The sequence below is a fragment of the Mycobacterium sp. NGS57 genome (assembly GCF_059812405.1).
In genome coordinates, this window is sequence record NZ_JCALCP010000010.1 from 243,165 (window position 1) to 262,276 (window position 19,112).

The window sequence follows — 19,112 nt, forward strand, 5'->3', positions numbered from 1 at the left end:
CTGTTCGCCGAGCGTGCTCTCATGGCGAGAATCTGGCCGCTTTTCCGCTTTTTTCCGCCACAGTTTCACGCTCGGCGAAGGGGGAGGGGCGGGTGGGGGCGCTCGGCGAAGGGGGGAGGGGCCGGCGAGCCTAGAGCCAGTTGCGGTTGCGGAATTGGAAGTACAGCACCAGGCACACCACGGCCATGGCGGCCATCACCGCCGGGTAGCCCCACGTCCAGTTCAGCTCCGGCATGAAATGAAAGTTCATCCCGTAGATGGCGGCCACCATGGTGGGAACCGCCAGGATGCCGGCCCAGGCCGCCATCTTGCGCATGTCGTTGTTCTGCTGCATGCCGACGCGGGCCAGCGCGGCCTGCACCAGCGAGTTGAGCATGTCGTCGTAGCTGGCGATCTGGTCGGCCGCCTCGGTGTGGTGGTCGGTGACGTCGCGGAAGTAGCGCCGCACCTCCTTCGAGACGAGGTCCTTGTACTCGGTCTGTATGCGCCCGAACGCAACGCCCAACGGGTTGACGCACCGGCGCAGCTCGACGACCTCGCGCTTGAGCAGGTAGATCGGTTCGACGTCGATCTTGCGGCCGGGCGAAAACGCCACCTCCTCGATGGCGTCGATGTCGTTTTCCATCAGGCCGGTCACCTCGAGGTAGTGGTCCACCACGCAGTCGGCGATGGCGTGCATCACCGCGGCCGGGCCCAGCCGCAGCTGGTCGGGGTCGGCCTCCATGTGCTTGCGCACGTCGGCCAGGCCGCCGTGCTCGCCGTGGCGGACGGTGACCACGAAATCCTTGTCGACGAAGACCATCACCTCGCCGGTCTCGACGATCTCGCGGGCCAGCGCGACGGACTCGTGCGGCACATAGTTGACGGTCTTGAGCACCAGGAACAGCGTGTCGTCGTAGCGCTCCAGCTTGGGCCGCTGGTGGGCGTGCACGGCGTCCTCGACGGCCAGCGGGTGCAGGCCGAAGACGTCGGCCACCTCCTGCATGTGGGTTTCGTCGGGCTCGTGCAGCCCGATCCAGACGAATCCCTGCTGGCCTCCGGTGGCCTCGATCTCGCGCACCTTGCCGCGCGCCGCGGCGTAGCCGAAGGTGCCGGGCAGCCGCCGGCCGTCGACGTAGACGGCGCAGTCGACCAACGCGGGCTGGGCAGCGGGGTCAGTGGGATGGGCGTCGGGCACGGGACGCGGCTTGGCGACCGGTCGCAGCGCTTCCGGCAGTGCGTCGAACCCGGGAAACACGGTGCATCATGCTACGCGTCGGGCCTGGTAGCGGACCGCGATCCGGCACGCGGCGCGGGTGCGCTAGTTTCGAGCTGATCCGAAAACCACAAGGAGTAAGACGACGTGAGCGCAAGTCCTCTCAAGGTTGCCGTCACCGGCGCCGCCGGCCAGATCGGCTACAGCCTGTTGTTCCGCCTGGCCAGCGGCTCGCTGCTGGGCCCGGACCGCCCGATCGAGCTGCGCCTGCTGGAGATCGAGCCCGCGCTCAAGGCGCTCGAGGGCGTGGTGATGGAGCTCGACGACTGCGCCTTCCCGCTGCTGTCCGGCGTCGAGATCGGCGCCGACCCGAACAAGATCTTCGACGGCGTGAACCTCGCCCTGCTCGTCGGCGCCCGCCCCCGCGGCCCGGGCATGGAGCGCGGCGACCTGCTCGAGGCCAACGGCGCGATCTTCACCGCCCAGGGCAAGGCGCTCAACTCGGTGGCCGCCGACGACGTGCGCGTCGGCGTGACCGGCAACCCGGCCAACACCAACGCGCTGATCGCGATGAGCAACGCCCCCGACATCCCGCGTGAGCGGTTCTCGGCGCTGACCCGCCTGGACCACAACCGCGCGATCACCCAGCTGGCGCGCAAGACCGGCGCCAAGGTCACCGACATCAAGAAGATGACGATCTGGGGCAACCACTCGGCCACCCAGTACCCCGACATCTTCCACGCCGAGGTCGGCGGCAAGAACGCCGCCGAGGCCGTGGGCGACCAGGCGTGGATCGAGAACGACTTCATCCCGACCGTCGCCAAGCGCGGCGCGGCGATCATCGACGCGCGCGGCGCCTCCTCGGCCGCCTCGGCCGCGTCGGCGACCATCGACGCGGCCCGCTCCTGGCTGCTGGGCAGCCCGGCCGGCGACTGGGTGTCGATGGCGGTCTACTCCGACGGCTCCTACGGCGTGCCGGAGGGTCTGATCTCGTCGTTCCCGGTGACCACCAAGGACGGCAACTGGTCGATCGTGCAGGGGCTCGAGATCGACGAGTTCTCCCGCGGCCGCATCGACAAGTCGACCGCCGAGCTGGCCGACGAGCGCAAGGCCGTCACCGAGCTCGGCTTGATCTGACGCGCAAATTAGGCCTACTAACCGGTAGTCAGTACCCTGATTCCGTGCCAGAAACCGCGCATCCACAGGTCGCCATCGGAGACGACGAGATCTTCGAGGCGCACGTAGGCGGCAAGCTCTCGGTGGCGCTGCAGTCCCCGCTGGACACCCAGCGCGCCCTGTCGATCGCCTACACCCCGGGCGTGGCGCAGGTCAGCCGCGCGATCGCCGCCGATCGCACCCTGGCCGCCCGCTACACCTGGTCGAACCGGCTGGTGGCCGTCGTCAGCGACGGCAGCGCCGTGCTCGGGCTGGGTGACATCGGGCCCGAGGCGTCGCTGCCGGTGATGGAGGGCAAGTGCGCCCTGTTCCAGGCGTACGGCGGGCTGAACGCGATCCCGATCGTGCTGGACACCAAGGATCCCGACGAGATCGTCGAGACCCTGGTGCGGCTGCGGCCGACGTTCGGCGCGGTCAACCTCGAGGACATCTCCGCCCCGCGCTGCTTCGAGATCGAGCGCCGCGCCATCGAGGCCCTGGACTGCCCGGTGATGCACGACGACCAGCACGGCACCGCGATCGTCGTGCTGGCCGCCCTGATGGGCGCTTCCAAGCTGCTCGGCCGCGACATGTCCTCGCTGCGCGTGGTGGTCTCCGGCGCCGGCGCCGCGGGTGTCGCATGCACGAAACTCCTTCTGACGATGGGGGTTTCGGACATCACGGTGCTCGACTCGCGCGGCATCCTGCACGCCGGGCGCGACGACATGAACGTCGTCAAGACCGACCTGGCCCGGTGCACGAACCCCGACGGGCTGACCGGCGGAATGGTCGAGGCGCTCGAGGGCGCCGAGGTGTTCCTCGGGCTGTCGGGCGGCGTGGTGCCCGAGGAGCTGATCGCCACCATGGCGCCCGGCGGGATCGTGTTCGCGCTGAGCAACCCCGACCCGGAGATCCACCCCGACGTCGCTTCGAAGTACGCGGCCGTCGTCGCCACCGGCCGCAGCGACTTCTGCAACCAGATCAACAACGTGCTGGCGTTCCCCGGCGTGTTCCGCGGCGCGCTGGACGCCGGGGCGCGGCGGATCACCGAGAAGATGATGGTGTCCGCGGCCGAGGCGATCTTCTCCGTCGTCAGCGACGACCTCGCCGTCGACCGGATCGTGCCCAGCCCGCTGGACGCGCGCGTCGGGGAGGCGGTCGCCGCCGCCGTCGCGATCGCCGCCGACGCCTCCGTGTGAGCAGGCTGGTTTTAGCCCTGCTGGCCGCGCTGCTCGCGGTGGCCGGCTGCGGATCGGGCCGTCCCGCCGCGGAATTGGTGGTCGGCGCACGGCCCGAGTTGGCGCTGCTGGCCGGCGTCTACGCGGCGGCGCTGCGGTCCTACGGTTTCCCGGCGCGGCCCGAGACCGCCGCCGACCCGCTCGCCGGGCTGGACTCCGGCGCCGTCACCGTCGTCCCCGCCTTCACCGGCCGCACGCTGGCCCGCGTGCAGCCCGGCTCGACCGCGTTGGGCGACGCGCAGGTCTACCGCGCGATGATCGCGGCGCTGCCCGAGGGCGTGCTGGCCGGCGACTACACCACCGCGGCCGAGGACAAACCCGTGCTGCTGGTCACGCAGGCCACCGCCCGCGCGTGGGGCGGGCACGACCTGAGCTTGCTGGCGCAGCATTGCGACGGGTCGACGGTCGGGGCGGTTGCCGGTTTTGACGCGCCCGCGTCGGTGGGCTCCTGCCGGTTAGTGCCGCGCGAATTTAGTTCTGGCGCGGCGGTTTTCGACGCCGTGCGGGCCGGCGCGCTGACGGCGGGGTGGACCACCACCGCCGACCCCGACAGCCCCGCCGACCTGGTGGCGCTGGCCGACGGCAAGCCCGCGCTGATCCGCGCGGAGAACGTGGTGCCGCTGTATCGGCGCAACGCGCTGAGCGATCGGCAGCTGCTGGCGATCAACGAGGTGGCCGGCGTGCTGGACACCGCGGCGCTGGCCGACATGCGCCGGCAGGTGGCCGCCGGCGCCGACCCGCAGGCGGTGGCCGGCGGGTGGCTCGCCGAGCACCCGCTGGGGCGCTGAGTTTCGCGCATCGAAACTGCGCCCAGAGCGTGCTTCGACGCCTTTTGGGCGCGCTGAGCGCAGTCTCGGCGAAGAGGGTGGGCGTCAGGTCTTCGGCAGCAGGCGGCCCATCACGGGCCCGAAGAGCTGCTGATAGTAAGGCCCCGCCATACGCACCATCAGGTCCAGCAGCTTGGCGTCGGTGCCGACGAGCACCCGGGCCTTCTTCTTGCGGACGGCCTCCAGGATGATCTTGGCGGCCTTTTCCGGGCTGGTCCGGGCGAGCCGCTTGTCGAACAGCTTGGCCAGTTGCTCGGGGTCGAGGCCGTCGGCGGCGGTGGCGTTGCGCGCGATCGCGGTCTTGATGCCGCCGGGGTGCACCGTGGTCACCGCGACGGGGTGGTGGGCCAGCACCATCTCCTGGCGCAGGGCCTCGGTGAAGCCGCGCACGGCGAACTTGGCCGCGTTGTAGGCCGCCTGCCCCGGCACCGAGAACAGCCCGAACACGCTCGAGACGTTGACGACGTGGCCGTCGCCGGAGGCGATGAGGTGCGGCAGGAATGCCTTGGTGCCGTTGACGACGCCCCAGAAGTCGACGTCGATCACCCGCTCGATGTCCTTGAACTGGCTGACCTCGATGTCGCCGGTGAACGCGATGCCGGCGTTGTTGTAGATCTGGTTGACCTTGCCGAAGTGCTCGGCGACCTGGTCGGCGTAGGCCAGGAAGGCCTCGCGCTCGGTGACGTTGAGCCGGTCGGCTTTGACGTCCGCGCCGATCGCCTTCAGCTTCTCCTCGGTCTGCGCCAGGCCTTCGGCGTCGACGTCGCTGATCGCCACCTTGGCGCCCGAGCGGCCCAATTCGATGGCCAGCGCCTGCCCGATGCCCGATCCCGCGCCGGTGACCACCGCGACCTTGCCCGCGAACCCCTGCATGAGCGCCCTCCTGTCGGTCGGTCCTCGTCGAGGCTAGCCGGTACCCGGGGTATCGGGCGCAAGGGGGGAGAGCGTCGGCGATATTCCCGCCCGGCGGCGGGCCGATCTGGGATGCTTCGGAGCGTCCGGCGATCCGACCCCTGGAGGCTGCGCTGCAATGAAACAAGATCCACGCGCCGACGTCGTCTCCCAACAGTACGAGCGGTGGCGCTACCCGCAGCCCATCACGGACCTCACGCAGCTGCCCGACGGCATCTGGCACTGGTACGACCCCATGCACTTTCACCGAAACCTGTGGCCGGACCGGGATTACCAGCCCGACCTCGACATCCTCATCGCGGGCTGCGGCACCAACCAGGCGGCGGTCTTCGCGCACCGGAACCCCGGTGCGAAGGTGGTGGGCATCGACATCAGCCGGCCGTCACTGGACCACCAGCAATACCTCAAGGACAAGCACGGCCTGTGGAACCTGGAGCTGCACCTGCTGCCGATCGAGGAAGTGGGTTCGCTGGGCCTGGACTTCGATCTGATCGTCTCGACCGGCGTCCTGCACCACATGGCCGATCCGTTGGTGGGGATGAAGGCGCTCGGCTCGTGTTTGCGCAAGGACGGCGCGATCGGGCTGACGCTCTACGCCAAATACGGGCGCGTGGGCGTGGAGATGCTGCAATCGATCTTTCGCGACCTGGGGCTGCGCCAGGACGAGGCGTCGGTGGAGATCGTCAAAGAGCTGATGGCGCTGCTGCCGGCGGATCATCACATCCAGAGCTACCTGCGGATCGAGGGAGCCGAGCTGCGCTACGACGGCGCCGTCGTCGACACCTTCCTGCACGGCCGCGACCGCAGCTACGACGTCGACGACTGCATCGACCTGGTCACCTCGGCCGGACTGGTTTTCCAGGGCTGGCTGCTCAATGCGCCGTATTACCCGCATGATTCGTTCGCGCCGGGGACCGGCCTCAACCGCGCCGTGAATGCGTTGCCGGAGCGCCAGATCTGGTCGGTGATGGAGCGGGTGCACACGTTCGCCGGCTGTCACTTCTTCATGGCGTGCCGCCCCGAGCGGCCGAAAGAGAGCTACACGATTGACTTTTCGGCCGATGGCTGTCTGGACTACGTGCCGATGTATCGCATGCGCTGCGGGCTGTCCGGCAGCGAGATCTTCCGCGTGGATTGGCGCATGGCGCTCAACGCGGCGCAACTGCCGTTCGTGCAACACGTCGACGGCCGCCGCACGATCCGCGAGATCGCCGAAGCCGTGGCTTTAAGCGGCGCGTCGCCGCAGGCCGGCCTGGCCGACGTAGCTGGGTTCGCCCGCAAGCTGTTTCAGTCGCTGTGGCGGCTGGACTTCCTCGCGATGGGGCTGCCGGCCGTTTAGCGGAACGCCGTGTCGAGGATCTCCTGCTGCTCGACGGCGTGCACCTTCGACGAACCTGACGACGGCGCCGACATCGCCCGGCGCGAGATGCGCTTGAGCCCAACCAGCTTGTCGGGCAACAGCTCCGGCAGCTCGAGGCCGAACCGCGGCCAGGCGCCCTGGTTGGCCGGCTCCTCCTGGACCCAGAAGAACTCCTCGGCGCCCGGGTAGCGGTCCAGCGTCTCGTTGAGCCGGCGCTTGGGCAGCGGGGCGAGCTGCTCGATGCGCACGATCGCGACGTCCTCACGGTTGTCCTTGGCCTTGCGGGCGGCCAGCTCGTAGTAGATCTTGCCGCTGGTCAACAGGATCCGCCGGACCTTGCTCCGGTCGCCGATGCCGTCCTCGTAGGCGGGCTCCTCGAGCACCGAGCGGAACTTGATCTCGGTGAAGTCCTTGATGTCGCTGACCACGGCCTTGTTGCGCAGCATGGACTTCGGCGTGAACACGATCAGCGGGCGCTGGATGCCGTCCATGGCGTGGCGGCGCAGCAGGTGGAAGTAGTTGGACGGCGTCGAGGGCATCGCGACCGTCATCGAACCCTCGGCCCACAGCTGCAGGAAGCGCTCGATGCGGGCCGAGGTGTGGTCGGGGCCCTGGCCCTCGTGCCCGTGCGGCAGCAGCAGCACCACGTTGGACAGCTGGCCCCACTTGGCCTCGCCGGAGCTGATGAACTCGTCGATGATCGACTGCGCGCCGTTGACGAAGTCGCCGAATTGGGCCTCCCACAACACAAGTGCGTCCGGGTTGCCCACGGTGTAGCCGTACTCGAAGCCGACGGCGGCGTACTCCGACAGCGGCGAGTCGTAGACCAGGAACTTACCTCCGGTGGGGCTGCCGTCGAGGTTGGTCGCCAGCAGCTGCAGCGGGGTGAACTCCGCGCCGGTGTTGCGGTCGATGATCACCGAATGCCGTTGGGAGAAGGTGCCGCGCCTGGTGTCCTGCCCCGACAGCCGCACCAGCTTGCCCTCGGACACCAGCGAACCCAGCGCCAGCAATTCACCGAACGCCCAGTCGATCTTGCCCTCGTAGGCCATCTCCCGGCGCCGGTCGAGCACCGGCTGCACGCGCGGGTGCACGGTGAACCCGTCGGGCACGTCGAGGAACGCGTCGCCGATGCGGGCCAGCAGCGACTTGTCCACGGCCGTCGACAGTCCCGCCGGAACCTGCTGGTCGGCCTCGACCGACTCGCTGGGCTGCACGCCGTGCTTTTCCAGCTCACGGACCTCGTTGAACACCCGCTCCAGCTGGCCCTGGTAGTCGCGCAGGGCGTCCTCGGCCTCCTTCAGCGAGATGTCACCGCGGCCGATCAGGGCCTCGGTGTAGCTCTTGCGGGCCCCGCGCTTGGTGTCGACGACGTCGTACATGTACGGGTTGGTCATCGACGGGTCGTCGCCCTCGTTGTGGCCGCGGCGGCGGTAGCACAGCATGTCGATGACGACGTCCTTCTTGAACCGCTGCCGGAAGTCGACGGCCAGCTGGGCCACCCACACGCAGGCTTCCGGGTCGTCGCCGTTGACGTGAAAGATCGGCGCCCCAACCATTTTCGCGACATCGGTGCAGTACTCGCTGGACCGCGAGTACTCCGGCGCGGTGGTGAAGCCGATCTGGTTGTTGACGATGAGGTGAATCGTTCCGCCGACGCGGTAGCCCGGCAGGTTGGCCAGGTTCAGCGTCTCGGCCACCACCCCCTGGCCGGCGAAGGCGGCGTCGCCGTGCATCATCATCGGCACCACGGAGAAGGCCTTCTCGTCGCCGTGGTCCTCGGCGCCGCGGTTCAGCAGGTCCTGCTTGGCCCGCACCAGGCCCTCCATTACCGGGTCGACGGCCTCCAGATGCGACGGGTTCGCGGTCAGCGACACCTGAATGTCGTTGTCGCCGAACATCTGCAGGTACACCCCGGTGGCGCCGAGGTGGTACTTGACGTCGCCGGAGCCGTGGGCCTGCGACGGGTTGAGGTTGCCCTCGAACTCACTGAAGATCTGCGAGTACGGCTTGCCGACGATGTTGGCCAGCACGTTGAGCCGGCCGCGGTGCGGCATCCCGATGACCACCTCGTCGAGGCCGTACTCGGCGCACTGGTCGATCGCCGCGTCCATCATCGGGATCACGCTTTCCGCACCCTCCAGCGAAAAGCGTTTCTGCCCAACGTATTTGGTCTGCAAGAACGTTTCGAAGGCCTCGGCGGCGTTCAGCTTGCTCAGGATGAACTTCTGTTCGGCCACAGTGGGTTTGACGTGCTTGGTCTCGACGCGGTGCTGCAGCCACTCCTGCTGCTCGGGCTCGAGGATGTGGGTGTACTCCACGCCGATGTGGCGGCAGTAGGCGTCGCGCAGCAGCCCCAGCACGTCGCGCAGCTTCTTGTACTCGGCGCCGGCGAAGCCGTTGACCTTGAAGACGCGGTCGAGGTCCCACAGCGTCAGGCCGTGGTTGAGGATCTCGAGGTCGGGGTGGCTGCGGAACCGGGTGCCGTCCAGGCGCAGCGGGTCGATGTCGGCCATCAGGTGCCCGCGGTTGCGGTACGCCGCGATGAGTTCCATGACCCGGGCGTTCTTGTCGACGATCGAGTCCGGGTTGTCGGTGCTCCAGCGCACCGGCAGGTACGGGATGGACAGCTCGCGGAAGATCTCGTCCCAGAAGGTGTCCGAGAGCAGCATCTCGTGGATGACGCGCAGGAAGTCGCCGGACTCCGCGCCCTGGATGATGCGGTGGTCGTAGGTCGACGTCAGGGTGATCAGCTTGCCGATGCCCAACTCGGCGATGCGCTCCTCGCTGGCCCCCTGGTATTCGGCGGGGTACTCCATGGCGCCGACGCCGATGATGGCGCCCTGCCCGGCCATCAGCCGGGGCACCGAGTGCACGGTGCCGATGGTGCCGGGGTTGGTCAGCGAAATCGTCACGCCCGCAAAGTCTTCGGCGGTCAGCTTGCCGTCACGCGCCCGGCGGACGATGTCTTCGTACGCGGTGACGAACTGCGCGAAGCGCATGGCCTCGCAGCGCTTGATGCCGGCCACCACCAGCGCGCGCTTGCCGTCCTTGCCCTGCAGGTCGATCGCCAGCCCGAGATTGGTGTGCGCCGGGGTGACCGCATTCGGCTTGCCGTCGATCTCGGCGTAGTGGCGGTTCATGTTCGGGAACTGCTTGATCGCCTGCACCAGCGCGTAGCCGAGGATGTGGGTGAACGAGATCTTGCCGCCGCGGGTGCGCTTGAGTTGGTTGTTGATGACGATGCGGTTGTCGATCAGCAGCTTGGCCGGGACGGCCCGGACGCTGGTCGCCGTGGGCAGCGCCAGCGACGCGGACATGTTCTTGACGACGGCGGCGGCCGCGCCGCGCAGCACCTGCACCTCGTCGCCCTCGGCGGGCGGGGGAGCGGCGGGCTTCGGCGTCGCTTTGGGCGGGGCTGCTGCGGGGGCCTCTTTGGCCTCTTTGGTCTCTGCCGGCTTGGCGGGGGCGCCGTTGCCGGCCGGGGGCGTCGGCTCCGCGGGCTTCGCCGGCTCTGGCGCGGGAGTGGGGGCGGCCTGCCCGTCGCCCGGGGCCGCGTCCGTCGTCGGCCCGGGGTTGTAGTCGACCAGGAACTCGTGCCAGCTCGGGTCCACCGACGAGGGGTCATCGCGGAACTTGCGATACATCTCCTCGACCAGCCATTCGTTTTGCCCGAATGGAGAAAAGTTGCTCACGGCCGCTGTTCGCCTCAATTCTGTGGTCCTGGAACGATTCCGCCCCAATAAAGGCTAGCCGTTCGCGGGGAATGTCGGGCGATCGAGTCTGCGTAGAGATCGCGTTTCACCCGGTCAGGGACGCTCTGAGTGCAGTCTCGGCGCGGAGGTAAGGGTCAGCCCACCCCGTGGACCGGCGGCGGCAGCAACCGCAACGCGCCCGGCCAGCGGGCCGGCGGCGCGCCGAACGCGTCGCGGGCGTTGCGGACGATCTTCTTGCCCGCCATCCGATTGCCGGCACCCCCGACGACGGCGCCGATGCCGACCGGCAACAGCTTGCCGAACATCAGCGCCCCCTTGCGCACCGTGTACCGCTTGACGAAGTAGCGCAGCATGCGGTTGTTCAGCCGCGACAGCGTCGGCAATGGCACCGACGCCATGCCCTCGGCCAGCCAGCCGCCATTGGTGCGGCCCGGGCCGATCAGCTCGCCGATGGCGCGCTTGCTGTCGTCGCCGACCAGGACGGACAGCACCAGCGCGCGGCGGCGTTCCCGGTGGTCGGCCGGGACGTTGTAGACCACGGCCTTCGCCAGCACGAACAGCGCGGTGGCCTCGATGAAGAAGACGGTCTCCCCGGCGCCGGCCGACACCGCCGTCAGCGTGCCGACCCCCGGGAACGTCGCGGCCGACCCGACGGCGGCGCCACTGGCCGTCAGCGCGGCCAGGAAGCGCTTTTCCAGCTTGGCGTCGATCTGGGCGGGGCTGGCGCCAGGGTGCGCCCGTCGCAGCCGCGCCACATACGCCTGCGCGGCGGGGCCGTGGACCCGGGTGCTGCGCTCGATGACCTGCGCCAACGCCCGCGCCGACGCCTTGGGCCGGCCGCCGTCGTCCGGCTCTGAGATATGTGAGGCTCTGTTCCGTCGGGCCCGCATATTGTCTCTCCTGCCAATTTCGTCCCTTCAGGCTAACGCGCCGCCCGTTGGCCCACCCGCAATAATGCGGTCAGGGTTCGGGAGCGAAGCGAGGTGGGGACATGACGTGGGCGACGTCCCGGTCGGACAACCCCTGGCACGCGCTGTGGGCGATGATGATCGGCTTTTTCATGATCATGGTCGACTCGACCATCGTCGCGATCGCCAACCCGACGATCATGGCCGACCTGCGCATCGGCTACGACGCCGTGGTCTGGGTGACCAGCGCCTACCTGCTGGGCTACGCGGTGGTCCTGCTGGTGGCCGGGCGCCTCGGGGACCGGTTCGGGCCCAAGAATCTCTACCTGATCGGCCTGGTGGTGTTCACCGTGGCCTCGATGTGGTGCGGGCTGTCGGGCAGCGCGGCCATGCTGATCGCCGCGCGGGTGGTGCAGGGCGTCGGCGCCGGGGTGCTCACCCCGCAGACCCTGTCGACGATCACCCGGATCTTCCCGGCGGCCCGCCGCGGCGTCGCCGTGAGCCTGTGGGGCGCCACCGCCGGCGTCGCCAGCCTGGTGGGCCCGCTGGCCGGCGGCGCTCTGGTCGACGGGCTGGGCTGGCAGTGGATCTTCTTCGTCAACGTCCCGATCGGCGTGCTCGGGCTGGCGCTGGCGGTGCGGCTGGTGCCGGTGCTGCCCACCCAGGCCCACCGGTTCGACCTGCTCGGCGTCGCGCTGTCCGGGGTGGGCGTGTTCTTGATCGTGTTCGGCCTGCAGCAGGGGCAGGCCGCGCACTGGCAGCCGTGGATCTGGGCGATGATCGTCGCCGGCGTCGGGTTCGTCACGGCGTTCGTCTACTGGCAGTCGGTGAACACCGGCGAGCCGCTGATCCCGCTGGCGATCTTCGCCGACCGCGACTTCGGCCTGTGCAACGCCGGGGTGGCCATCGTGTCGTTCGCGGCGACGGCGATCATGCTGCCGCTGACCTTCTACGCGCAGGGGGTCTGCGGGCTGTCGCCGACGCGCTCTGCGCTGCTGATCGCGCCGATGGCGGTGGCCAATGGGGTGCTCGCGCCGTTCGTCGGCAAGCTGGTCGACCGCTACCATCCGCGGCCCGTGCTCGGGTTCGGCTTCTCGGTGCTGGCGATCGCGCTGACGTGGTTGTCGTTCGAGATGTCGCCGACGACGCCCATCTGGCGGCTGGTGCCGCCGTTCTTCGCGGTGGGCGCCGGGATGGCGTTCGTGTGGTCGCCGCTGACGGCCACCGCCACCCGCAACCTGCCGCCATCCCTGGCGGGTGCGGGGTCGGCCGTGTACAACTCGGTCCGCCAGCTCGGGGCGGTGCTCGGCAGCGCGGGGATGGCCGCGTTCATGACGTCGCGGATCGGGGCGGAGATGCCCGCGGGGGTTTCGGCCTCTGAGGGTGCCGTCGGACTGCAGCTGCCGTCGTTTCTGCGCGAGCCGTTTTCGGCCGCGATGGCGCAGTCGGTGTTGTTGCCGGCGTTCATCGCGTTGTTCGGGATTGTGGCCGCGCTGTTTCTGGTGGGGTTCGTTGGGGCCGCCGGCCCGGTGGAGGACTTGGACGGCTCAGACGGCTCGGAATCTGACGACTACGACGACTACGTCGAGTTCCTACTGGTCCGCGAACACGACGCCGGCGCGCCGCGCGTCTGACGCGGTTTCGGTGAGCGCCAGGAACGCGCCGAGGTCGATCAGGCCCGCGGGCGTGCCGGGCAGGTACTCGGTCAGCAGCTGCGAGCGCACGATCACCGCCGCGTATTGCGCCCGGCTGACCGCGACGTTGAGCCGATTCCTGTTGAGCAGGAACGAGATTCCGCGCGGCACGTCGTCGATGGACGACGCCGTCATCGACACGAACACGACCGGCGCCTGGCCGCCCTGGAACTTGTCGACGGTGCCGACCCGCACCGCGTCGAGCCCCGCGGAGTCCAGCCGCCCGCGGATCAGCGTCACCTGGGCGTTGTAGGGCGCCAGCACCAGCACGTCGGCCGCGGCCAGCGGACGGGTGCCGCGTTCGTCGGTCCACGCCCGGCCGAGCAGCCGCCCGATCTGTTCGGCGATCGCCTCGGCCTCCTCCGGGCTCTCCGTCGAATTTCCCTGATGGGCAACCGAACTCACGTGCACCCCGGGGGCGTACCCGTCGAGACGGCGCGCCGCGGCGCAGTCGTGGGCGCGCAGGCGGCCCTCGTAGGACAGCGCGGACACCGCGGCGCACACCGCCGGGTGCATGCGGTAAGACAGGTTCAGGAAGTAGCCGCGCTCGTCGGGCAGCGTGCGCGCGCCGTCGACCAGCCAGTCCAGCGCCGACGTGTCGACGGGCTCGGGATGGGTGCCCTGGCTGACCTGCGGCAGCTGCCGGGGGTCGCCGAGCAGCAACAGGTTGGTCGCCGCCGGCGCCACGGCGATGGTGTTGGCCAGGCAGAACTGGCCCGCCTCGTCGATCACCAGCAGGTCCAGGCTGCCCGGGGTTATCCGGTTGGCGTTGGCGAAATCCCATGCCGTGCCGCCGATCACGCAGCCGGGATGATCCGCGATGAACGCCGCGTACTGGCCGCCGTCGATCTCCTGCCAGCGCGGGGCGTCGCGGTGGTGGGGCTTCTTGGCGACCCGGGCGGGATCCAGCCCGGCGTCGATCACGCAGTCCAGCAGGTTCTCCACCGTGGCATGCGATTGCGCCACCACGCCGACTCGCCAGCCGCGCTCGGTGACCAAGCTCTTGATCACCCGGGCGGCGGTGTGGGTCTTGCCGGTGCCGGGCGGGCCGTGCACCGCGAGGTACGACGAGTCCAAATCGGCTGCGGCGGCGGTCATGTCGGCCACGACGTCGGCGCTGCGTGGCAGCGCGGCCCCGCTGCGGGTGCGCGGCGCGCGGCGCAACAGGATGTCGACGACGGCGGTGTCCGGCAGCCGCGGCAGCCCGTCGGCCACGGCGGCGGCCGTCGCCTCGATCGAGTCCCGCAGCGCCGTCGTCGGGATGGGCGGCCCGGGGGTGAGGGCGAACGGTAGTTGGTGAAAGGTGTTGCCGTCGTTGCCGACTCGTTCGCAGATCACGACCCCGGTGGGCACCGCCGGATCGTCGACGCCTATCACCTCGGCGCGCCCGGCCGCACGCCGGTCGGGGTTGTCGGCCATGCCGGGCGGGGCCGGGGGTTCGTAGAGCGCGAAGACGTCCCTGGCCAGGTCGCCGCGCGCCAGCTCCCCGCGCAGCCGCACCTCGCGGCGCGCCTTGCGCGCGCGGGGCGGGGTGTGCCAGTCGGTTTCGAGCGACGCCGCTTCGGCGAGGAAGACGTCGGTGTCGTCGGACCATTCCTCGACGGGGAAGTTCAGCCGGTCGAAATGCGCCCACCAGAACGGCTTGTCCTCGCGCCGGTGGTAGCCCCGCGCGGCCGACACCAGCGCCACCGCGATCTGCTCGGGCGTGCGGTCACCGACGCCCGCGTCGCCGGCGAACGCCGCCAGCGTCGCGGCCAGCCGGTCGCGGTCCTCGACGATGTTGCCGTCCGGAACCGGTTGGGCGCCAACGGGCACCACGCCGGACTCGTAGGCACGCAGCATCAGCCAGTTGCGCAGCTCGCGGGTCGAGCGGCAGTCGTAGTGGTTGTAGTCCTCGATTTCCTTGAGCACCGATGCTGCGTCGTCGGGCCGGCCGGCGGCCTGCAGCTCGCAGTAGCGGGCGTAGGAGGTGATGGAGTCGGCGGCCGTGGTGACCTCGCCGGCACGCAGCTGGGCACCCATGTAGAGCGGTTCGAGCGCCTTGAGGCCGAACGACTCCGCACCCGTCCGAATGCTCTTGCGCACCAACGGATACAGGTCGACCAGCGTCCCGCTGCGCAGCAGCTCGTCCACGTCGTCCTCGCCCACACCGTAGCGCCCGGCCAGCCGCAGCAGCGCGGTCTTCTCGTAGGGCGCGTAGTGGTAGATGTGCATGTGGGGATAGCGCCGGCGGCGCTTGTTCACCAGCGCCAGGAAGTCGATGAGCGCCTTGCGCTCCTCGGCCCGGTCGTGCGCCCACAGCGGGTGGAAGTCGCCGCCGACACCCAGGACGCCGAACAGGTATTCCAGGCCCCAGTCGTGCCCGTCGGCCGTCCACAGCGGGTCGCCCTCGAAGTCGAAGAACAGGTCGCCGGGGTTCGGCTCGGGCAGTAGGGCCAGCGGCTGCGGGTCGACGACCTCGTACCGCGGGACGCCGGTGTCGCGTTGGTGCACTTGCAGTTTGGCCTGTTGGGCGAGTTTGCCCAACGCTCCGGACAGCTCCTGTTCGGCCAGCTCGGTGACCGTGGTGATCCCGGCTTCGATGAGCGTGTCGCGCTGGGAGATTCGCATGCCGGCGACCAGCAGCAGGTCGTCGGTGGCGCGGACCTGCTCGGTGCACAACGGACAGCGCATGCACGCGTTGACGCCCTGGTCGTCCCAGCGCACCGGGGCGCCCGCCGCGTAGTGCTCGTCGAGCAGGCGCTGCAGCAGCGCGCGCTGGGAGCGGTAGACCGGGATCAGGTCGGCGACGCGGTAGGGCACGACGGTGCCGTCGCCCAGTTCCAGCTCGGCCTCCGGCGCCACCGGGACACCCGAGGCGGCCAGCGCGTCGGCGTAGGCGGCCAGCTGTAGCAGTGCGGTGACCTTGGGCGAGCGCGCGAGTTTGGTGTCGGTGACGCGATAGCGCTCGCCGTCGCGCACCAGGAAGTCGGCGAACCCGACGAAGCGGCCGTCGAACATCGCGGCCTGGTACACGACCGGCGCACCGTTGGCGATCGCGCGCCGCGTCGCCTCGGCGGCGGCCGTCAGCCCGGCGAGCGTGTAGGCGGGGCGCTCGATGATCGCAACGCCGTCGCCGAACTCGTCGCGCAGCTTTTCCAGCCGGCGCCGCTCGTGCTCGGTGCCCAGCGCCGACGTCCGCGCCAGCAGCTCGTCCTCGACGGACACCGCGGGCCCCCAGCCGAGTTTCGCGTCGAAATCGCGCAGCAGCGCGTACTCGCAGCGCGCCGCGCCCGCGAGATCCGTCGCGCTGTAGACGACGCTGTCGCCGGTGACGAACACAGCCGCAACTGTAGGCGGGACGTCCGACGCCGACGGGCGGCCGCGCGCCACGCCCCCAACGGGAGGTAGCTTTGGCCAGGTGATCGTCACCGGGGCTTTTCTCGCCGAAGCGGCCTGGGTGGTGGACAACAAACTCTGCGTGAGCGGCGGCGTGCTGTCCCGGTACGTGGTCGGCCCCGACCGGTGGGCGACCTTCCTGCTCGTGGTGCTGACCCAGTCGGAGGCCGGCGAATCCGATCAGCGCGTGCACGTCGAGATCTGGCCCCCGGCCGGCGACGAGCCCATGCGCGTCGTGTACGAGATGCCCGAACAAGCCACCGTCGGCGAGATCGGCTTCGCATTCTTCCCGGTCGAGGTCACCCTGCCCGACGACGGCCGCTGGGTGATCGTCGTGGCCGGCGGGCCCGGGGTGATCTCGCTTCCGCTCGTGGTCAGCGGCTGACGCGATTTGCTGGGCGACGCGGCCGCGCAGAAATTTGCAGTACCGTCAACCAAGCGAAATCGGCGTTTAGCCGACTGACGCCCTGCCATCCGCGCGTTCCCTCGTCTAAGGGTCTCCGCAAACCGGCACATATGTCCCTCCCGCCGCGTCAGCCACGATGGTCTCAGGAGTGTTCTTTTGAAAATAAAACGAATTGGGAGATTTGCCCGAAACCGGAAACGCCATGTGCTATGCGCGTACAGTCCCGGAGCTAATACAGGTCGTGCAGCCCAGGGAACGGGGGCCCGAGATGGCGTCGTTTGTCATCGCAACACCCGAGTCGGTGGCGGCGGCGGCCGCGGATTTGACCGGGATCGGGTCGGCGGTGCGGTCGGCCAATTTGGCGGCGGCGGGGTCAACGACGCAGGTGCTGGCGGCGGCCAAGGACGAGGTGTCGGCAGCGATCGCGACGTTGTTCGGCACGTACGGCCAGGATTTTCAGGCTCTTTCTGCGCAGGCCACGGCGTTCCATGAACAGTTCGTGCAGACGCTGACGGGTGCGGGCGCTGCCTACGGCTTCGCCGAGGCGGCGAACGTCTCGCCGTTGCAAACGCTGCAGGACGACATTCTGGGCGCGATCAACGCACCCACGAACCTGCTGCTGGGGCGCCCGCTGATCGGTAATGGCACCGACGGGGCAGCCGGCACTGGCCAGGCCGGTGGTCCCGGCGGGATGTTGTGGGGGAATGGCGGAAACGGCGGCTCGGGTGGGGCCGGCCAGGCCGGTGGGGCCGGCGGCGCGGCGGGCTTGTTCGGTACCGGCGGTACCGGCGGCGCCGGCGGCGCCGGTGTCAACGGCGGGTCCGGCGGGGCAGGCGGCATGGGCGGTGCCGGCGGGTTGTTGGGTGGCAACGGTGGTACCGGCGGCGCCGGCGGTGCCGGGGGTGAAGGCCTTGCCGGCGCTGCCGGGGGCGCCGGGGGTGTGGGCGGCACCGGGGGCATCGACCGGGCGATGATGGGCTGGTCCGGCGGGGCCGGCGGGGCCGGCGGCGCCGGGGGTACCGGCGGTATTGGCACCACCGGTGGGGTCGGCGGGCTGGGCGGAACCGGAGCCGGTGGCGGGCTCGGCGGCGCCGGGGGCAGCGGCGGTGCGGACGCGGGCATGTTCGGCACGGGTGGGCTGTTGGGCTCGGGCGGCACCGGCGGTCTCGGTGGCGCCGGCGGAGTTGGTGGCATGGGCGGGACCGGCGGCAGCGGCGTCGGGCATGGTCTGGCCGGCGGCACCGGCGGGCAGGGCGGCATCGGTGGCGACGCGGGCGCAGGCGGAGCCGGCGGCTCGGGCGGCTCTTTAGGCAGCGCGGGTGCCGCGGGCGTCTACGGCTCGGGCGGGACCGGCGGGGCTGGTGGGACCGGCGGGGCCGGTGACGTTGGTGCGCTGGGCGCGGCCGGTGGTGGTCAGGGCGGCAGCGGTCTGGCCGGTGGGGCCGGCGGCACCGGCGGGCAGGGCGGTGGATCGGCCGGGGGCATCGCGGGCTCGGGCGGGGCCGGCGGTCAAGGTGGCACGGGCGGCGGCGGCGGCCAGGGTGGTGCCGGAACCGACAACACCCTCAACGCCGGCGTGGCCGGGGGTCAGGGCGGTATCGGCGGCACAGGCGGCACAGGCGGAGGTGCCGGTAGCGGTGGCGCGGCCGGGCTGGGCGCCACGGCTGGGACCGCGGGCGCGGCGGGCGTCGCCGGCAATGGCGGCCAAGGCGGTCAGGGCGGCACCGGTGGTGGCGGCGGCCAAGGCGCGGTGGGTGCGGCCGGTGGCGGTCAGGGTGTGCAGGGCGCCGACGGCGGGGCCGGCGGTCAGGGCGGTCAAGGCGGGGCGGCCGGCAGCGGGAGCGGGGGGCATCAGGGTGTCGGCGGTCAGGGCGGCACCGGCGGCACCGGCGGAGTCGGTGGCCAGGGTGGGGCCGGCACCGACAACACCCTCAACGCCGGCGTGGCCGGCGGCGCCGGCGGCATCGGGGGCACGGGCGGCACCGGCGGCGACGCCGGCACCGGCGGTAGCGGGTTTGGCGGCACGGCCGCCTCGGGCACCGCGGGAAGTGGTGGCCAGGGCGGGCTGGGCGGCACCGGGGGCGGTGGTGGCCTGGGCAGCATCGGCGCGACTGGTGGCGGTCAGGGTGTTCAGGGCGCCGACGGAGGCGCCGGTGGCCAGGGCGGTCAGGGCGGGGCGGCCGGTAACGCCCATGGCGGTACGGCCGGGCAGCTGGGCGTTGGCGGTCAGGGCGGCACCGGCGGCACCGGCGGAGTCGGTGGCCAGGGTGGGGCCGGCACGGACAACACCCTCAACGCGGGAGTGGCTGGCGGTCAGGGCGGC

The 19,112-nt window shown here is 70.5% G+C and carries 12 protein-coding genes; 7 read left to right on the forward strand and 5 right to left on the reverse strand.

What is annotated here, in order from left to right; genetic code table 11:
* Positions 1 to 130: 130 nt before the first annotated feature.
* Entirely contained in the window at positions 131 to 1,237 is a 1,107-nt protein-coding gene (gene corA / locus AC5Y43_RS20280) for a magnesium/cobalt transporter CorA (RefSeq protein ID WP_499975356.1), read from the reverse strand.
* 105 nt (positions 1,238 to 1,342) lie between these two features.
* On the opposite strand from corA, the gene AC5Y43_RS20285 reads away from it, so the two are divergent.
* Genes AC5Y43_RS20285 through AC5Y43_RS20295 form a run of 3 tightly spaced genes read left to right on the forward strand, consistent with a single transcriptional unit; the run spans position 1,343 to position 4,376 of the window.
* The gene (locus AC5Y43_RS20285; protein ID WP_499975358.1) at positions 1,343 to 2,332 is read left to right on the forward strand and encodes a malate dehydrogenase; all 990 of its coding nucleotides are present in this window, start codon (positions 1,343 to 1,345) and stop codon (positions 2,330 to 2,332) included.
* 44 nt (positions 2,333 to 2,376) lie between these two features.
* Positions 2,377 to 3,549, forward strand: coding sequence for an NAD(P)-dependent malic enzyme (locus AC5Y43_RS20290; protein WP_499975360.1), 1,173 nt, complete (start codon positions 2,377 to 2,379; stop codon positions 3,547 to 3,549).
* Positions 3,546 to 4,376 (forward strand): glycine betaine ABC transporter substrate-binding protein, encoded by an 831-nt coding sequence (locus AC5Y43_RS20295; RefSeq protein WP_499975362.1) that lies wholly within the window; start codon positions 3,546 to 3,548, stop codon positions 4,374 to 4,376. Before AC5Y43_RS20290 ends, AC5Y43_RS20295 begins: the two co-directional genes overlap by 4 nt.
* 84 nt (positions 4,377 to 4,460) lie before the next feature.
* Here the strand turns inward: AC5Y43_RS20295 and AC5Y43_RS20300 are convergent, their stop codons facing one another.
* The gene (locus AC5Y43_RS20300) at positions 4,461 to 5,288 is read right to left on the reverse strand and encodes an SDR family NAD(P)-dependent oxidoreductase (protein WP_499975364.1); all 828 of its coding nucleotides are present in this window, start codon (positions 5,286 to 5,288) and stop codon (positions 4,461 to 4,463) included.
* A gap of 157 nt (positions 5,289 to 5,445) precedes the next feature.
* On the opposite strand from AC5Y43_RS20300, the gene AC5Y43_RS20305 reads away from it, so the two are divergent.
* Positions 5,446 to 6,666 (forward strand): class I SAM-dependent methyltransferase, encoded by a 1,221-nt coding sequence (locus AC5Y43_RS20305; RefSeq protein ID WP_499975366.1) that lies wholly within the window; start codon positions 5,446 to 5,448, stop codon positions 6,664 to 6,666.
* Here AC5Y43_RS20305 and AC5Y43_RS20310 read toward each other — a convergent pair.
* Positions 6,663 to 10,334 (reverse strand): multifunctional oxoglutarate decarboxylase/oxoglutarate dehydrogenase thiamine pyrophosphate-binding subunit/dihydrolipoyllysine-residue succinyltransferase subunit, encoded by a 3,672-nt coding sequence (locus AC5Y43_RS20310; protein ID WP_499975397.1) that lies wholly within the window; start codon positions 10,332 to 10,334, stop codon positions 6,663 to 6,665. The two genes, AC5Y43_RS20305 and AC5Y43_RS20310, sit on opposite strands and share 4 nt — an antisense overlap.
* A 203-nt stretch (positions 10,335 to 10,537) precedes the next feature.
* Complete coding sequence (locus AC5Y43_RS20315; protein ID WP_499975367.1) at positions 10,538 to 11,293, reverse strand: hypothetical protein; 756 nt, start codon at positions 11,291 to 11,293, stop codon at positions 10,538 to 10,540.
* Positions 11,294 to 11,394: 101 nt separating this feature from the next.
* On the opposite strand from AC5Y43_RS20315, the gene AC5Y43_RS20320 reads away from it, so the two are divergent.
* Complete coding sequence (locus AC5Y43_RS20320; protein ID WP_499975368.1) at positions 11,395 to 12,945, forward strand: MFS transporter; 1,551 nt, start codon at positions 11,395 to 11,397, stop codon at positions 12,943 to 12,945.
* Here AC5Y43_RS20320 and AC5Y43_RS20325 read toward each other — a convergent pair.
* The gene (locus tag AC5Y43_RS20325; RefSeq protein ID WP_499975370.1) at positions 12,904 to 16,326 is read right to left on the reverse strand and encodes a TM0106 family RecB-like putative nuclease; all 3,423 of its coding nucleotides are present in this window, start codon (positions 16,324 to 16,326) and stop codon (positions 12,904 to 12,906) included. The genes AC5Y43_RS20320 and AC5Y43_RS20325 overlap by 42 nt on opposite strands.
* An 82-nt stretch (positions 16,327 to 16,408) precedes the next feature.
* Between AC5Y43_RS20325 and AC5Y43_RS20330 the strand changes: the two genes are divergently transcribed.
* Both AC5Y43_RS20330 and AC5Y43_RS20335 read left to right on the forward strand, forming a co-directional pair.
* Positions 16,409 to 16,768: a hypothetical protein gene (locus tag AC5Y43_RS20330; RefSeq protein WP_499975399.1), complete on the forward strand. Its 360-nt coding sequence runs from the start codon at positions 16,409 to 16,411 to the stop codon at positions 16,766 to 16,768.
* Positions 16,769 to 17,057: 289 nt separating this feature from the next.
* The coding region (locus AC5Y43_RS20335; RefSeq protein ID WP_499975371.1) for a PE family protein at positions 17,058 to 19,112 on the forward strand (2,055 nt) is incomplete at its 3' end.